The sequence below is a fragment of the Mycobacterium sp. 2YAF39 genome (assembly GCF_052114565.1).
GTDB lineage: Bacteria > Actinomycetota > Actinomycetes > Mycobacteriales > Mycobacteriaceae > Mycobacterium.
The window spans coordinates 169,579-184,379 of the sequence record NZ_JBFREZ010000004.1; the positions used below are offsets into that span (position 1 = coordinate 169,579).

19 protein-coding genes are annotated in these 14,801 nt (G+C 66.5%); 11 read left to right on the plus strand and 8 right to left on the minus strand.

Translation table 11 applies throughout. The annotated features are described in order from the left end of the window. Positions 1-81 precede the first annotated feature (81 nt). The 3 genes from AB4Z42_RS13765 (at position 82) to AB4Z42_RS13775 (ending at position 2,106) form a co-directional block, all read left to right on the plus strand. On the plus strand, positions 82-1,497 hold the full coding sequence (locus AB4Z42_RS13765; RefSeq protein WP_442009742.1) for a septum formation family protein: 1,416 nt from the start codon (positions 82-84) through the stop codon (positions 1,495-1,497). A 16-nt stretch (positions 1,498-1,513) separates the two neighbouring features. Then, positions 1,514-1,855, plus strand: a complete 342-nt coding sequence (locus AB4Z42_RS13770) for a metallopeptidase family protein (protein WP_442009743.1) — start codon at positions 1,514-1,516, stop codon at positions 1,853-1,855. 65 nt (positions 1,856-1,920) lie between these two features. Continuing rightward, on the plus strand, positions 1,921-2,106 hold the full coding sequence (locus AB4Z42_RS13775; RefSeq protein ID WP_442009744.1) for a hypothetical protein: 186 nt from the start codon (positions 1,921-1,923) through the stop codon (positions 2,104-2,106). 14 nt (positions 2,107-2,120) lie between these two features. Here AB4Z42_RS13775 and AB4Z42_RS13780 read toward each other — a convergent pair whose 3' ends face one another. Both AB4Z42_RS13780 and pheA read right to left on the minus strand, forming a co-directional pair. Continuing rightward, a complete protein-coding gene (locus AB4Z42_RS13780) occupies positions 2,121-2,807 on the minus strand; it encodes a histidine phosphatase family protein (protein ID WP_442009745.1) in 687 nt (228 codons plus the stop codon). Beyond that, on the minus strand, positions 2,804-3,673 hold the full coding sequence (gene pheA / locus AB4Z42_RS13785; protein WP_442009746.1) for a prephenate dehydratase: 870 nt from the start codon (positions 3,671-3,673) through the stop codon (positions 2,804-2,806). Before pheA ends, AB4Z42_RS13780 begins: the two co-directional genes overlap by 4 nt. Positions 3,674-3,784: 111 nt before the next feature. On the opposite strand from pheA, the gene AB4Z42_RS13790 reads away from it, so the two are divergent. The 4 genes from AB4Z42_RS13790 (at position 3,785) to AB4Z42_RS13805 (ending at position 6,946) form a co-directional block, all read left to right on the plus strand. Then, positions 3,785-4,585 (plus strand): DUF2470 domain-containing protein, encoded by an 801-nt coding sequence (locus AB4Z42_RS13790; protein ID WP_442009747.1) that lies wholly within the window; start codon positions 3,785-3,787, stop codon positions 4,583-4,585. 29 nt (positions 4,586-4,614) lie between these two features. After that, positions 4,615-5,382 carry a CPBP family intramembrane glutamic endopeptidase gene (locus AB4Z42_RS13795; protein ID WP_442009748.1) on the plus strand — a complete coding sequence of 256 codons (768 nt, stop codon included), beginning with the start codon at positions 4,615-4,617 and terminating at the stop codon, positions 5,380-5,382. Positions 5,383-5,473: 91 nt separating this feature from the next. Continuing rightward, a complete protein-coding gene (locus AB4Z42_RS13800; protein ID WP_442010042.1) occupies positions 5,474-6,610 on the plus strand; it encodes an LCP family protein in 1,137 nt (378 codons plus the stop codon). Positions 6,611-6,739: 129 nt separating this feature from the next. Continuing rightward, on the plus strand, positions 6,740-6,946 hold the full coding sequence (locus AB4Z42_RS13805; RefSeq protein ID WP_442009749.1) for a hypothetical protein: 207 nt from the start codon (positions 6,740-6,742) through the stop codon (positions 6,944-6,946). A 4-nt stretch (positions 6,947-6,950) separates the two neighbouring features. On the opposite strand, the gene AB4Z42_RS13810 is transcribed toward AB4Z42_RS13805, so the two are convergent. The 3 genes from AB4Z42_RS13810 to AB4Z42_RS13820 are packed head-to-tail and all read right to left on the minus strand — an operon-like array spanning position 6,951 to position 9,177. Further along, positions 6,951-7,769: a glycerophosphodiester phosphodiesterase gene (locus AB4Z42_RS13810; RefSeq protein ID WP_442009750.1), complete on the minus strand. Its 819-nt coding sequence runs from the start codon at positions 7,767-7,769 to the stop codon at positions 6,951-6,953. 6 nt (positions 7,770-7,775) lie between these two features. After that, entirely contained in the window at positions 7,776-8,801 is a 1,026-nt protein-coding gene (locus AB4Z42_RS13815) for a DUF4328 domain-containing protein (protein ID WP_442009751.1), read from the minus strand. Between the two features lie 34 nt (positions 8,802-8,835). Next, positions 8,836-9,177 (minus strand): rhodanese-like domain-containing protein, encoded by a 342-nt coding sequence (locus AB4Z42_RS13820; protein ID WP_442009752.1) that lies wholly within the window; start codon positions 9,175-9,177, stop codon positions 8,836-8,838. A 396-nt stretch (positions 9,178-9,573) separates the two neighbouring features. Between AB4Z42_RS13820 and AB4Z42_RS13825 the strand changes: the two genes are divergently transcribed. After that, positions 9,574-9,732 carry a hypothetical protein gene (locus tag AB4Z42_RS13825; protein ID WP_442009753.1) on the plus strand — a complete coding sequence of 53 codons (159 nt, stop codon included), beginning with the start codon at positions 9,574-9,576 and terminating at the stop codon, positions 9,730-9,732. A gap of 67 nt (positions 9,733-9,799) precedes the next feature. Here the strand turns inward: AB4Z42_RS13825 and sodN are convergent, their stop codons facing one another. After that, positions 9,800-10,222, minus strand: coding sequence for a superoxide dismutase, Ni (gene sodN, locus AB4Z42_RS13830; protein ID WP_442009754.1), 423 nt, complete (start codon positions 10,220-10,222; stop codon positions 9,800-9,802). 55 nt (positions 10,223-10,277) lie between these two features. On the opposite strand from sodN, the gene AB4Z42_RS13835 reads away from it, so the two are divergent. The 3 genes from AB4Z42_RS13835 to AB4Z42_RS13845 all read left to right on the plus strand — a co-directional run bounded on the left by AB4Z42_RS13835 (position 10,278) and on the right by AB4Z42_RS13845 (position 12,116). Then, entirely contained in the window at positions 10,278-10,589 is a 312-nt protein-coding gene (locus tag AB4Z42_RS13835) for a S26 family signal peptidase (RefSeq protein WP_442010043.1), read from the plus strand. Positions 10,590-10,688: 99 nt separating this feature from the next. Continuing rightward, positions 10,689-11,222: a peptidase gene (locus AB4Z42_RS13840; RefSeq protein ID WP_396726610.1), complete on the plus strand. Its 534-nt coding sequence runs from the start codon at positions 10,689-10,691 to the stop codon at positions 11,220-11,222. Positions 11,223-11,717: 495 nt separating this feature from the next. Beyond that, complete coding sequence (locus tag AB4Z42_RS13845; protein ID WP_442009755.1) at positions 11,718-12,116, plus strand: transcriptional regulator; 399 nt, start codon at positions 11,718-11,720, stop codon at positions 12,114-12,116. A 70-nt stretch (positions 12,117-12,186) separates the two neighbouring features. Here AB4Z42_RS13845 and AB4Z42_RS13850 read toward each other — a convergent pair whose 3' ends face one another. Next, positions 12,187-13,344, minus strand: coding sequence for a hypothetical protein (locus tag AB4Z42_RS13850; RefSeq protein WP_442009756.1), 1,158 nt, complete (start codon positions 13,342-13,344; stop codon positions 12,187-12,189). Further along, positions 13,341-13,832 carry an ImmA/IrrE family metallo-endopeptidase gene (locus AB4Z42_RS13855; protein WP_442009757.1) on the minus strand — a complete coding sequence of 164 codons (492 nt, stop codon included), beginning with the start codon at positions 13,830-13,832 and terminating at the stop codon, positions 13,341-13,343. Before AB4Z42_RS13855 ends, AB4Z42_RS13850 begins: the two co-directional genes overlap by 4 nt. Positions 13,833-14,801: the final 969 nt, after the last annotated feature.

Here is a 14,801-nt window from a genome sequence, read left to right on the forward strand (position 1 = left end):
TGCCGAGGTCGGACCCGTCAGGCACAACCTCATAACGTTACAACTGCATCAGTTGTCACAGGGCCCGACACGCCTGTCACAATGGAGCAGATGTCTGAAGCGCCCACCATGGAATATCCGCGAGTCGATGAGGCCCCTGCGCCCTCTCGGCGGGCGTCGTGGTGGCGCAGCCTGCAGGCCAACTCGACCCGGCGGGCGCTGCTGCTGACCGCCCTCGGCGGCCTACTCATCGCCGGACTGATCACCGCGATCCCTCAGAAAGAGGGGCCGGGCAGCCTGACGGCCAGCACGATCTCGCTCGGCCCCCGCGGCAACGAGACCTTCAAGCACGCCAAGGCCGGCGACTGCCTGAACTGGCCGGACCGCACCCCCGACGCCGCCGAGATCGTCGACTGCAAGGACGACCACCGGTTCGAGGTCGCCCAGTCGGTGGACATGCGGACATTCCCCGGCAGCGAGTACGGGCCCGACGCCGCGCCGCCGTCGGCCGCACGGATCCAGCAGATCAGCCAGGAACAGTGCTCGGCCGCCGTCAAGCGCTACCTGGGCAGCGCGTTCGACCCGAACAGCCGCTTCACCATCAGCATGCTGTGGTCCGGCGACAAGGCCTGGCGGCAAAACGGTGAGCGCCGGATGCTCTGCGGCATGCAGCTGCCCGGGCCCAACAACCAGCAGATGGCCTTCAAGGGCAAGGTCGGCGACATCGACCAGTCGAAGGTGTGGCCCGCAGGCACCTGCCTCGGCATCGACCCGTCGACCAATCAGCCGACCGATATTCCGATCGACTGCGCCGCGCCGCACGCGATGGAAGTCACCGGCGCCGTCAACCTCGCCGACAAGTACCCGGCAGGCCTTCCGCCCGAGGCGGAGCAGGACGGTTACATCAAGGACGCGTGTACCAAGATGACGGACGCCTACCTGGCGCCCATTGCCCTGCGTAGCACCACTCTGACCCTGATCTACAGCACGATCTCGCTGCCGACCTGGTCGGCGGGCAGCCACCAGGTGTCGTGCAGCATCGGTGCGACTCTCGGAAACGGTGGCTGGTCGACGCTGCTCAACAGCGCCAAGGGTCCCTTGATGATCAACGGTCAGCCGCCGGTGCCCCCGCCCGACATCCCCGAGGAGCGGCTGAACTTCCCGCCGATCCCGATGCCCGACGAGCCGGACGAGTCCGGGTCTTCGTCCACGTCGTCCTCGTCGACGTCGCAGACGACTGACGACCAGACGGATTACGGCAATCAGACCCAGCACATGCCGGGATCCCCGCAGGCCACCGAGACCCCGGCCCCGACCACCGACCCCGCCGCACCGGGCAACACATTCCTGAACGCACCGCCCCCACCGCCTGGCGCACCTGCGCCGCCGCCGGGGCTCCCGCCGCCACCGCCACCACCGGGGCTACCCCCGCCGCCCCCCGCGCCGGAGGCCGTCCCCGCGCCGCCGCCGCCCGGGCTGCCGCCACCGCCGGGACCGGCCGCACCGCCGCCGGCGTAACCGCGTGGCCGTACGGATGAGCTCGCAGCGCTTTGACGAGCTCGTCTCCGATGCGCTCGATCTGATCCCCCAGGAGCTCACGAAGGCGATCGACAACGTCGTCGTCCTTGTCGAGGACCGAAACGCCGAGGAACCGGACCTGCTCGGCCTCTACGAGGGGATCGCGCTGACCGAGCGCGACAGCTGGTATGCGGCGGGATCGCTGCCGGACACCATCACGATCTATCGCGGCGCACTGCTGGACAGCTGCGAAAGCGAAGCGCAGGTCGTCGACGAGGTCGCCATCACGGTCATCCACGAGATCGCGCACCACTTCGGCATCGACGACGACCGCCTGCACGAACTCGGCTGGGGATAGCACCCATTCCGCGACACGCCGCGTTGTTGGGCCACTTGCGTCTGCGCGCGCGGGAAACTGGGGCCATGAGGCAGTGCCGTGACTGTGTGGCCGGGGTGGAGCACTGCCACGGCACCGTCATCCGTCACGCCTGGCACCGCGTCGAATGCACCGAGGACGGCTGTGAGACACCCGAGGTGGTGCACGCGTTCTCCATCGACTGCGATGCGATCGGCTGCACCTGCGATGTCAGGATCGCCGCGGCGATCTGAGCCGGCCGAATCGGCTAGCCCATCGGGTCGGCCGACTCGAGCGCATCCTGGACGGGATGCGCGTCGGCCTCCGGATAGAACGGCGGCACCAGCGTCCCCCACTGCACGCAGCTCCATCTGCCGTCGGTGATCGGCGCCAGCACGACAGCCTCGGTGTTGCCCAGGTGGTGGTCGAGGGCGAAGTTGCCGTCGACACCCGCCAGCACGGCTGAGGCCAGCCGGATCGCGGCGCCGTGGCTCACCATCACGATGTCGCCGGAGAACGCGTCGTCGTCGAGGTAGCGCATGCGCAGTTGTGTGACGACGGGCAGATACCGGGTCAGCACCTGGCGGGCGGTCTCCCCGTCGGGCAGCGGCACATCGACATCGCCCTGGTGCCACCGCTGGTAGATACTGTTGAACTCCTCGATGGCGGCGTCGTCGTCGCGGTCCTCGAGTTGACCCACCTGCACTTCGTGGATCCCCTCCAATTCGTAGGTGCCCACGCCGAGTTCGTCGGCGATCTCGAGGGCGGTCTGCGATGCCCGCACTGCCACCGAATGCGCGATGAGCCCGGGTTTGTCCGTGAGCCCGCGCGCGAATGTGCGGGACTGATCCCGGCCCAGATCGGTCAGAGCCGCACCGGGCGGTCTGGTGTCGAGCCGACGCTCGACGTTTGAATGCGACTGTCCGTGCCGGACCAGCACCAGCCGTCCACTCATTTAATCCCCTCCCGCGATTGCGTCGACTCGCCCGACGCCGTCGGCCATGAACCGAGATAGCGCACATCTGCACAACGCTCGACCAACGCTTTGAGTGCCTCGGCAACCGGCGGGTCTTCGACGTGGCCGACGCAGTCCAGGAAGAAGACGTATGTGCCCAGTTCGGTTCGGGTGGGCCGCGATTCGATGCGAGTCAGGCCGATGTCGCGGATCGCGAACTCCGCAAGCGCGGACGCCAGCGCCCCTGGAACGTTGTCGAGTCGCAGCACCACCGACGTCCGGTCGGCGTTCGTGCGGCCCGGCGGTGGACCGACCGGCCCGGCCAGCACGAAACGGGTTCGGGCGTTGGCCTCGTCGACGACACCGGCCGCCAGCACCTCGAGGCCGTGGCGTTGCGCGGCCAGCGGGGTGGTCACGGCGGCGTCGGCATGGCCGTTGGCGACGTCGACAGCCGCTGCGGCGTTGGAGTCCGCCGGGTGGAACTCGGCGTGCGGAAGATGCTGTGCGGCCCACTTCGCGACCTGGGAACGCGCCACCGGAAAAGCGGCGATCGACGTGGGCTCGGTGACGCCCTTACGCACCGCGATCGTGAAGGCGATGTCGAGTTCGTATTCGGCGAAGATCTGAAGCGGCGTGCCGGTCGCCAGACTGTCCAGCGTCGGCAGGATGGAGCCCTCGATCGAGTTCTCGATCGGCACGCACGCGTAGGCAGCTTCGGAGGATCGCACCATTTCCAGTGCCGCCGCCGCGCTGGCCGCCGGGAACCATTCGAAGTCCGCCACGGGGACCAGCTGCGCCTCGACCATGCCGCGCAAGGCCGACTCGGTGAAGGTCCCTTCGGGTCCGAGATAAGCGATACGGATCACAGTCCAACCCTATCGGTTCGCTGTGGTAATCCCGTTCCCCTGCACGTAAGCCTTGCGCGATCGCCGGGGACATAGTTAAGTTAGGCTCACCTTATCTATGGGAGGTAGGCGATGACAGAGCTTTCGACCAACGTCACACCGACGACGGCCGAGCGCATCCGCAGCGCTTTCGCACGCGCGGGCGGCGCGATGCTGGCGGTCGAAGGGCTGGAACCCGCGGAATCCCCGGTGCATCACCTCCTCGACGACGGATCGTTCGCGATCACGGTCCCGGTGGACGGCGCCGTCGCCCAGATGGTGGTCTCGGCGGCCCAGGCGGGCGTCCAGGCCGTGCTGGAGATGACGGACTACGCACCGCTGCCCCTGCGCGAACCGGTGCGGTCGCTGGTGTGGATCCGCGGGCGACTGCACGAGGTTCCGTCGAGCGACGTCGCGGCCCTGCTCGACCTCATCGCGGCCGAGGATCCGAATCCCGCCCTGCTTCAGGTGAACTCGACTGACGCCGACAGCGACAGCGATACGCGCTACTCACTCATGCGGCTCGAGATCGACTCGGTCGTGGTGGCCGATTCCACCGGCGCCGAATCCGTCGGGCTGAGCGCGCTGCTCGGTGCGCGCCCGGACCCCTTCTGCGCGATGGAGTCGTGCTGGCTGCAACATATGGAGTCCGCACACCGCGAGGTGGTCGACCGGCTGGCCAGCCGGCTGCCCGTCTCGTTACGCCGTGGACGTGTCCGACCCCTCGGCCTGGACCGCTATGGGGTGCAGCTTCGCGTCGAGGGCGACGACGGCGACCACGATGTCCGGCTGCCCTTCGCGAATCCGGTCGACGACATCAGCGGCTTGAGCCAGGCGATCCGTGTGCTCATGGGTTGCCCGTTCCTCAACGGCTTGCGCGCGCGTCGGCTCTGAGTCGCGGCCGGGCCGCTAGCCTGGCTCCGGTGACCGGCGGCCCCGACGAACTGACGGACCCGCAGCGCCGTGCGCTGCGCATCGAGATCGTCGTCGTGCTGGCGGTCACCTTCGGGCTCTCCGCCTACACCGCTCTTCTGAACCTCACCGAGGCCGTCCTGCTCGGGCTCTCCGGACAGGTCGTAGCGCTCAATCCGCGCCGCTCGCCGTTCGACCTGATCGATCTCGGCCTCAACCTCGCCTGGGTGTTCCAGTTGCTGGCGTGGGGCGCATTGGGCCTTTATCTGCTGTGGCGCAGCGGATTTGGGCCAAGCCAGGTCGGGTTGGGACGGATACGCCTGCGCTCCGACCTGCTCGGCGGTCTCGGCCTTGCCGCGTTGATCGGGGTGCCCGGACTGGCGTTCTATCTGCTGTCCCGGGTGCTCGGCATGAACGCATCCGTGGAACCCGCCGAGCTCTACGACACGTGGTGGCGCATTCCCGTGCTGCTGCTCGTCGCGTTCGCCAACGGTTGGGCCGAAGAGGTGATCGTCGTCGGATTCCTGTTCACCCGGCTGCGCCAGCTGCGCATGAGCGTCGTCGCTGCGGTGATCCTGACGAGCGTGCTTCGCGGTCTGTACCACCTCTATCAGGGCTTCGGCGCCGGCCTCGGCAACCTCGCGATGGGGCTGGTGTTCGGCTACGTGTACGTGCGCACCGGCCGGTTGTGGCCACTGATCGTCGCGCACGCTCTGATCGACGCCGTCGCGTTCGTCGGTTACGCGTTGGCGGCAGGGCACCTGAACTGGCTGCAGTAGGCCGCGGCCGACGTACATTCTTGCTGTGGACGACAACCGGCAGCAGCCCCCGGGTTTCGACCCGCGGCGGCGCCGGGAGCCGTCGCAGGTGATCCGGCGGGATCCCGGTTACCGGCCCCCATGGCCGCCCAACCCGCCGCCACCACCGCCACCACCGCCACCACCGCGCAGGCCACCACCACCACGCCGGCCGGCACCGCCGCAGGCCAGGCCTCCCGCACCTCCGCCGGTTCGTCCACCCGCAGCACCACCGAAGCCGAAAAAACCTCGGCGCAAACGACATTGGGGCCGCGTGCTCCTCGCACTGGTGCTTGTCCTTGTCGCCGCAGTGGTGGCGGGCGGCCTCTGGATGGACTCGTCGCTGCATCGCATCCCGGCGCTGGCCGACTACCCCGACCGGCCGGCCGGGGGCGCCGGTACGACGTGGTTGCTCGTCGGGTCCGACAGCCGTCAGCAGTTGACGCCAGAGCAGCAGGCGGAGCTGGCCACCGGCGGCGATCTCGGCACCGGCCGCACCGACACGATTCTGCTGGTGCACATTCCGGGCCTCGGATCGGGCACGCCGACCACCATGGTGTCGATCCCACGGGACTCCTACGTGGAGATCCCCGGCTACGGCAGCGACAAGATCAACGCGGCGTTCGTTGAGGGTGGGGCGCCGCTGTTGGCGCAGACCGTCGAACAGGCCACGGGCCTACGCATGGACCACTATGCGGAGATCGGTTTCGACGGCTTCGCGGTGATGGTCGACGCGGTGGGCGGGGTGACGATGTGCCCGACCGAACCGATCGACGATCCGCTTGCGGGTATCAACCTGCCCGCGGGCTGTCAGGAACTCGACGGCCGCAGTGCCCTCGGGTACGTCCGCACGCGTGCGACGCCGCGCGCCGATCTGGACCGGATGGTGAATCAGCGTGCGTTCATGTCCGCACTGCTGCACCGCGCCGCCAGCCCGGCGGTGTGGCTGAACCCGTTGCGCTGGTATCCGATGGCGCACGCGGCGACGGGGGCGGTCACCGTCGACCAGCAGGACCACATCTGGGATCTGGTCCGGTTGGCCTGGGCCCTGCGGGGTGAGATCACCACCACAACGGTCCCCATCGGCGAATTCAGCGACGGGGACTCCGGATCGATCGTCGAGTGGAATAGCGAAGTCGCCGACCAGTTATTCACTGCCCTTAAAACCGACAATCCGGTGCCACAGGACGTCATCGACGCACAACCATAAAATGCTCAGCAAACACATTTTGCACGCTGCAGGCGCCGTCCGGCCGGCTTACCTTAGTAGGGCAACGCTGACTTAGCTCGGGCCTTCCTTCGAAGACAGCCCGCTCTGAGCTGCTATATCTCGGTCGCCATGACGACGATGCACACGGACGAAACCAAATTCAACAACCTCTTGCAGGAGCAGATCCGCATCGAATCCAGTGCCTCACAGCAATACATTGCGATTGCCACGTATTTCGCTGCCGACGATTTGCCGCAGTTGGCAGATCGAAGAGGGCGCGCGCATGACGAGACAGCGGCTCGCTCAGCGCCAAGGGCTGCGGGCGGACACCTCTGAGGCGTCAGTCGTGCGGCACCCCGGTCAGCCCGTTCTGCAGCCAGCCTTTCGTGCGGCCGGGGTGGTTCGTCGCCACCCATGCGACGCCGACATCGCGGCAGTACCGGACGTCCTCGTAGTGGTCGACGGTCCAGCAGTACAACGCGCGGCCCTGCGCGGCGGCGCGGTCCACCAGTTCGGGATGCTCACGCAGGGTCGAGATCGACGGGCCGACCGCGGTGGCGCCGACGGTCGTCGCGGCACTGCCACCGAGAAATCGGGATGTTTCGCCGAGTAGCACGGTCGGCAGCATGGGTGCCGCACGCCGGATCCGCCATACCGCGGCTGCCGAGAACGACATCACGACGGCTCGGGACAGATCGGCCGACGCCGGCGAGGCGACGCCGTACCGGTGCAGCAGGGCCAGTACCTTGCTTTCGACCAGGGCGCCGTAGCGGACCGGATGCTTGGTTTCGATGAATATCTTCACCGGGCGGTTCCAGTCCAGGACCAGCTTGACGAGGTCGTCGAGGGTCAGCAATCCCGTGCCTTCCGTTGCCTCTTTCGAGCTGGGATGCCAAGTGCCGTAATCCAATTCACGCAACTGCGATAGCGTCATCTCGCTGACCAGACCGCTGCCGTTCGACGTCCGGTCCACCCTGCGGTCGTGCACGCACACCAGGTGCCCGTCGCGGGTCAGCCGCACATCGCATTCGACGCCGTCGGCACCCTCCTGCAGGGCCAACTCATAGGCCGCCAGGGTGTGCTCGGGCCGCTCGCCGGACGCGCCGCGGTGCGCCACGACGAACGGATGGCCGGCGATGGCGCCGTCGCCCGAGTTCATAGGTCCCTATGCTGCCGGGTTTTGCCCTTCGGACTCAACCGAAGCGGCATACTCCCGGTCGTCGGGCACGATCACCCAGCGCCTCGACGGCTTCTCGACGGGTTGGCGTTCGAACCCGTCGAACACCTTCATCGCCAGCAGCACGGACGCCAATCCCAACAGATAGGCCACGGTCGTCGTCACGGTGTTGTCGGCGATCGCCTGGGTTTCGGTGGCGAAGCTGGTCGCGATAGAGAACACCGACACGACGGTGGCAGCGACCCACATCAGCCACCACACCGCGATCGATCTGCGCAGCCAACTGAGCCGCTCCTCGACGCCGGACAGTTCGATGACGTACACCGGCGCCCACGCCAGATTGAGCACGGGCACCAGGCACCCGACGCGAAGGGCCCATACCGGCCGCGGATCGGGCTGCCCCCGATAGGCGTATGCGGCCGCTCTGCGTCCGATGAGCCAGTTCGTCAGGACAACCGCACTAGCCACGACCGTGAATATCGCGACGACGCTGAGACCCACGCCAAGCCACGTCGCGATACCCGCCACCCACGGGTTCAACAACATGCTGCGGTTGAGGATGAGGAGTCCGTAGCGCACCAGATGCACGAACGCCGCAGCGCCGAGCACCGCCATCGTCGCGATCAGCGTGGCGCGCACCATCCGGGCCGACGGTCCAGAGCGTGGCTCGATCTGCTGCTGATCGCCCTGATCGAAGTGGTCGACGAGGCCCCAGCGCGGGATGAACGCATAGCGCGGGGTCGGACCGAGCACGCGCCGGCCTCGGCGCGGTGGTGGCGCCGCACCGGGTCGGACGGCGATCCAGCGATAGCCCGCAGGTAGACGTCCCCTGGCCGAGGGTGGAGTCCCGAGGCCCGCCGGCGGCCTCCATCCCCTACCTGAAGGTGGGGTCCCCAGCGGGGCATGGTCGGGACCCGACGGCGCAAGCAGCGCACCGTTGCAGCGTGGGCACCAGTCCCGCTTGCGGTCGCGCACGTTCCAGCGCGTTCCGCATGAGGAACAGACCTGAATCATCCGACCAGCCTAGCTAGGGTTCGCCGGAGGCTGCTCAGATGGCGCCCGCGCCACCGTCGTCGTTGACCACCGGACGTCCGGCACCGGCCCACGCCAGCATTCCGCCGCTCACATTGACCGGTGCGTAGCCGTTCTGCGCCAGATACTGCGAGACCCGCTGGGACCGGCCGCCGCCCTGACACACGACGTAGAGCGCGGCCTCGGTGTCGATCTCGCCGATGCGTGCCGGAACCTGTCCCATCGGGATATGGAGGGCGCCCGGCGCGTGGCCGCGCTGCCACTCGTCGTCCTCGCGGACGTCCAGCAATATGACCGATTCGTCGAAGTTCGGCGGAACGGTGGCGATGTCGGCCTGCGGGACCGCGTCGTCGTCCATTCGTTCATGCTGACACACCGCGCAGTCTCCGCGCAGAGCCAGCAATACCGGCCTATCCACAGTTTCCACAGGTTCATCCACAGGCCATTGATCGGGACAGACCTATCCTGAGCCGCTGAATCTGTGCATTGGCTCAAGATCACTGTGGATAAACTGAGACGAGATAGGTAAGGCGATCAACAGCCTCAGCGTGCCCGAGCGAAATAATTCGCTGGACTAATCACCGGCTTCCTGGCCACCTATCGCGCTGGCTATACCCGGCCGACATGCTTCTAAACCCACTTCTCTCCCGATTTCTTCCGTTGGACGACAGGGGTTATGATCGGCGTCACAACTGGGCGTTGTGACCGATCTCACCTGGGGAGGGGTACCGATCGTGCAGGTCAGGAGCTCTTGATGGCGTCACATCCGGTAGGGCCGGGGTCCGCGGTGCCGCCCTCTGAATGGCATTCCTCGACGAACATGTACACCCGCGGCCAACTGATGGCCTGTATGCGTGCGGGCGTCATCGCCCTGGTGTTGTTGGGCGTGCTCGCCCTCATCGTTCTGTACTGACGCCAACGCTGACGACGAAAAACGGGCCCGCTCTCGATGAGCGGGCCCGTCCTCGTGTATCGGTCGACTATTTCGGCGGGTAGACGCCCATATCCTTGGCCTTCTCGGTCTGCCAGAAGATGTCGGAGATCTCGTCGATGGTCTTCAGCAGCTTCTCGGCGACGGCGACATCCGTCGACTTCTTCACATCGCCCGCGCCGTGCACGCCGTCCCAGAACAGCTGATGCAGATTGGGGAACTGGTCGAAGTGGTCTTTGGTGAAGAAGTCGGCCCACAGCACCATCAGGTGATGCTTGACCTCTTCGGCGCGCTGCTCCTTGATGATGATCGCGCGGGTCCGGAAGTGGTCATCGTCTGAGTCGTGGAACTTCTTCAGCGTCTTGAGGCACGACAATGCCTCGATCTTGGCCTGGGCCGGGTCGTAGACACCGCAGTACAGGTCGCAGTGGGCGTGGGCAGGTGTGGCGTTGTTCATGAGTCGATGCAGCATGGCCTTAACCTACCCTTCGAGGGTGGCGCGCAACCATCCTCCACGGCTTTGGCCACTGCGTTTGTTCAGAGTCGTCGAGGACTCGATGCGCCCGACGCTGAATCCGGGCGACGGGCTCGTCGGCCTGCGCGGTGGCACCCCCGCGGTCGGCCAGTTGCGGTTGTTCCGTGATCCGCGCCGGTCCACCCGGTGGCTCGTCAAGCGGGTCGGCGATGTGCACGGAACAGGCTCGAGCGCCATATTCGAGGCTCGCTCGGACAATCCGAAGGCTCCCGGTGCCGTCGATTCACATGAATTCGGCTGGATTTCGGCGGCTGATACCTACCGCGTCGTGCGGACAATCCGGGCTCCTCGCCAGGCCGGCTGATGCGTGTCCGCTTGCGCGGCGGTCAGAACCTGCGCATTCTGATCTGATCGACCCACAGTCGTGTCGGGTTTCACCGAACAACGATGGTGCGGAGGCGAGATGGAGATGGGTTCCGGTCGGGCGATCGAGATCGCTCCGTTTCACTCGCAGGGGTCACTCAAGGGCTTCGTCATTTCAGGCCGCTGGCCGGACTCCACCAAGGAGTGGGCACAACTGCTGATGGTGGCCGTGCGGGTGGCGTCGCTCCCTGGATTGCTTTCCACCACAACGATTTTCGGCGCCCGCGAAGAGCTGCCCGATGAGCCCGAGCCCAACACGGTCGGCCTCGTCGTCGCCGAGGGCACAGTCGTCGGCGAATCGGCGGTTCCGCCGGGCTATTTCGCACAGCATCAGCCGCCTGCCCTGTTGATGCTGCACCCCCCGTCGGAGACCATGCCGACGCTGCCGGAGTGCTCAGGTGCGGCCTCGGGGTGTGTTCTGCTGCCCGGTCTGCCCCATCTCGGCCTGGAACACCGCGCCGCGTGGGTGGAAGCAGAGGCCGACGGCACCGTGACGTCGATGGTGAGCAGGGTCGGCGTCGACCCGATCAGTCACCCAGACACGGCGATCCTGGCCATGCTCCTCGCCGCATAAGGGCCGACTGCTCCTGGAATGCCGGATGGGCGCACTGTTGCTTCGATGCCGACCCGGCAATCTGTCGGCTACTGACGGGCCGCGGTTTGTCGCGCTTCGCGATCTTGTCCCGCTAACACATGCCACGGACCCATGCGCGCCGTCTGACTGGTGATTCAGAACTATTTGCATTCGAAAACAGCAAACGCCGCAAAGCCCCCAGAAGGTGGCGATCTACGTTGCCGGTGGGAAGAATCGAGATTACTGAGGCGATCCTGGCAGTAACCCTGGGCAAAACATTTTGAATGCATTGATCTTATTTGCCCGAGGCCACCATCCGACCGGCGTTCCTGAGTACCCTATGGGTATCGTTACTTGTGGGGGAGGCCCTCAGAATGCACAAGGCAGTCAAGATTTTTTGAGTTTGCACTTGGGTTTCGGCACAACTCTCGCTACGATGATCAGCAAACACGCCGCCAGAAGTCCGCTCGTCTACGCATGTGGAGGTCAATACCGATGAGCAAGACGTTCGCCGCCCGACTCAACAGACTGTTCGACACGGTCTACCCGCCCGGTCGCGGCCCCCATACGTCCGCCGAAGTTATCGGGGCACTCAAGTCCGAGGGTGTGACCATGTCCGCCCCGTACCTGTCGCAGCTTCGCTCGGGCAACCGCACCAACCCTTCCGCGGCGACCATGGCTGCGCTTGCCAACTTCTTCCGTATCAAGCCGGCGTACTTCACCGACGACGAGTACTACGAGAAGCTCGACAAGGAACTGACCTGGCTCGCGAATATGCGCGACGAGGGCGTTCGTCGGATTGCGGCGCGCACCGTCGGCCTGTCCGTCGAGGCTCAGCAGGACATCGTCCAAAAGGTCGATGAGCTTCGTCGCCAGGAGCAGTTGGACGATTAGCCCGCCGTAAGTCGCTTTACGGCGGCCGGCGAAGTCGTCATGCCCCACTTTTGAGACCTGGGGACTCGGTTCAGGTGTGTGCGCTCTGCCCACGTGTCAGCGTGCGGTACTGCAGCGCAATCTCGAGTATCCACTCGCGGTCTGAGTAGACGCTGGGCTGCCGCAACCACCCCAGTCCTGGAAACTCCGGCTGCTCGTCCTCGCCTGCGTCCTCACGTCCCGCATAGATCCACTGAGCGATCGCCCGCGCCTGCTCCTCGGGCGGCACCCCCGGGGATTGGATATCGTCGTCGTCGATGTCGTCGTCGTCGTCTCGATCGGACAGCGCCCCGGTCGTATCGACCCGCTTGCGGGTGCTGTCTGCGGCGCTCGCTTCCAGGAACAGCGCATCGGAGATCAACGACATCCGTTCGGCCACGCGAAAAGCGAGGGGTCCGCGTGGCCGTTCCCCGATACCGACGTGCGGCTGGCGGTGGCCGAGTTCGTCCAGGATCGGCTGAATAGACCTCAGCTCACGCCGCGCGCCGAACCAGTCCTCCACGCTGGGCAGCAGCGAGCCTGCGGCGACCACAAGCATCGCGCAGCCGAGAAGGGTGGCCGCGGCGCCCACCCCGACTGGCCCGGTCGTGCCGACGGCCCGAAGGAAGAAGAAGCCAGACGCGAGCACGATGAGCACGATGCCGATCGTGAAGACGAACAGTGCGCGCCCACGTCGGCTTCGATTGGAGTAACGCAGCCCGGCCCACGACACCAGTGACAGTGCCAGCAGCACGTACAGCAGCGGCAACAGCCACGGCAGCGAGTTGCCGCCGGAGGCCAGGTTGCGCCGTAGATACTCCTGCGGCGACATCTCGGGTTGCCGTGCCGCGGTGAAGAAGGCCACCAGGCTCACCACGGCGATCGCGCCCGCGACGCCGTACTGGGCGATGGCGATCTTGCGGATGGTGGCGGGCTTACGCCCGGAGGAGACGGTCGTGATCATCACGCAGCTGCCCGCCGCGCACCCGATCAGCGCCATCTGAGACAGACCCATCGAGACGTTGGGCCAATGCAGCACGGTGTCGATCAGGAGCGTCAGCGGCTGCCAGTTCAGTGCGGCGACCAGACCGAGACTTCCCAGCGCGAGGATCATCGCGGTGCTCACCAGTGATTGCTTGTTGACCAACGCCCATCCGATGCGGAGACCGGTGGCCAGTCCAAGCAGACCGGCGATCACCCAGATGATCAACCAAACGCCTCTCCGAGCCGGACCTGGACGATGGAGGCGCGGTCGGAGGGCAGCCGGCCCAACCGGTAGAGCAGCAGCGCCGCGAAATCCTCGGCCTCCTGCTCCGCGTCCTCACCGTTGGGTCCCATGCAGCCGGTCCGCTGGTTCAACATGTAACTGATCAAATCGGAGCTGGCCATCTCGGTGCTCTCGAGCGCGGCCTCGACGACCGGCATGCCCTCATGTCCGAGGACGAGGTGTCCGAGTTCGTGCGCAAGGGTGCGGTCCCATGCGGGCAGGCCCTTCTGGATCAGGAACACATCGCGATCGGCGTACTGCCGCCACTGCCCGCAAACCCCGGGCGGCAGATCCGCCGTCTTCAGCTCGATCGGACGACCCCTGTCCGCGCCGACTGCGTCGACGAGCCTGGTGAGCGAAACCTCTCCGCGCCGTGGCGCGAGGTCGAGCACCGCACCTACCGCACGAGTGACGCTGCGACTAGCAGGCATATATCCCCCTTTCGACGAATCCACTATGCGCTGTCTGCGTCTCCGCGGCAGCGCTTCGTCGTCACTTCATAAATCTTGCTGTCCCGCCGGTACGTACCGCGCGGCCGGCTTTGGCCTGGCGATACCCGAGCAGTCCCCCCAAACCAGTGAGTATCAGCATGCCTGCAAGGCCGGCCGCTGCCAAGACCACGACCCGCGAAATCCCGGCGCCCTGCAAATAATCCGGGTAGCCGGCCCGGTAGGACGCCGGCGGGCCGCTCACCGTGCTGTCCGTCTTCGCTGGTGAGCGCTGTGGCCCCGCAGGCGGATCGACTGCGACACCGCGGGATGGTGCATCCGGCACCGTTGCTAGCGACTGCGGAGCGCTGTCGACGGCGAGACCCACAGGCGGTGCCGCGACGACCGAGGGGACGCTCGGTGCGGCCGGCGCGGTCTGAAGGTGAGCGGGCAGTTGCATCGGCGGCACAGTCGGGCGCCGCGTCGGCTGGTCTGGGTTGCTCACCCCTCCGCCGTCGCCGCCCGGTTCGTCGGGTTCGCTCGGTTCGGTGGGCGGAGGCCCGGTTTCCGGACCGGACGGCCACGACGGGCCACAGTCTTCGGGGTCTTCGTTGTCCGGCGGTGCTTTGTCGGGCGATGATTGCCCGGTGCCCTCGCCATCGTGACCGCCGTGACTGCCGTCGGCCGGCTTTCGGTCGCCGGGCCGTCGATCACCTGGCTTCCGTCCAGTGGACTTCGAACCGTCCGGTTTCTCGTGCGGAGAACCGAAATGGGGACTGCGCTCATTAGAACCTGGCCGGGACCTCGAATTCGTTGCATCGCGACTCGGGGAATCGGTCGTGTCCGGGTCGCTCTCGCCGGCGTCGCGGGAGTCGTGCGATGGAGTGGCATACGCCGGGACCTCGCTGGCGCCGCCGACCAAGAGTCCTGATGCCACGAGCAGGCGAGCCGCGGCGATCCGCACGCGGGACC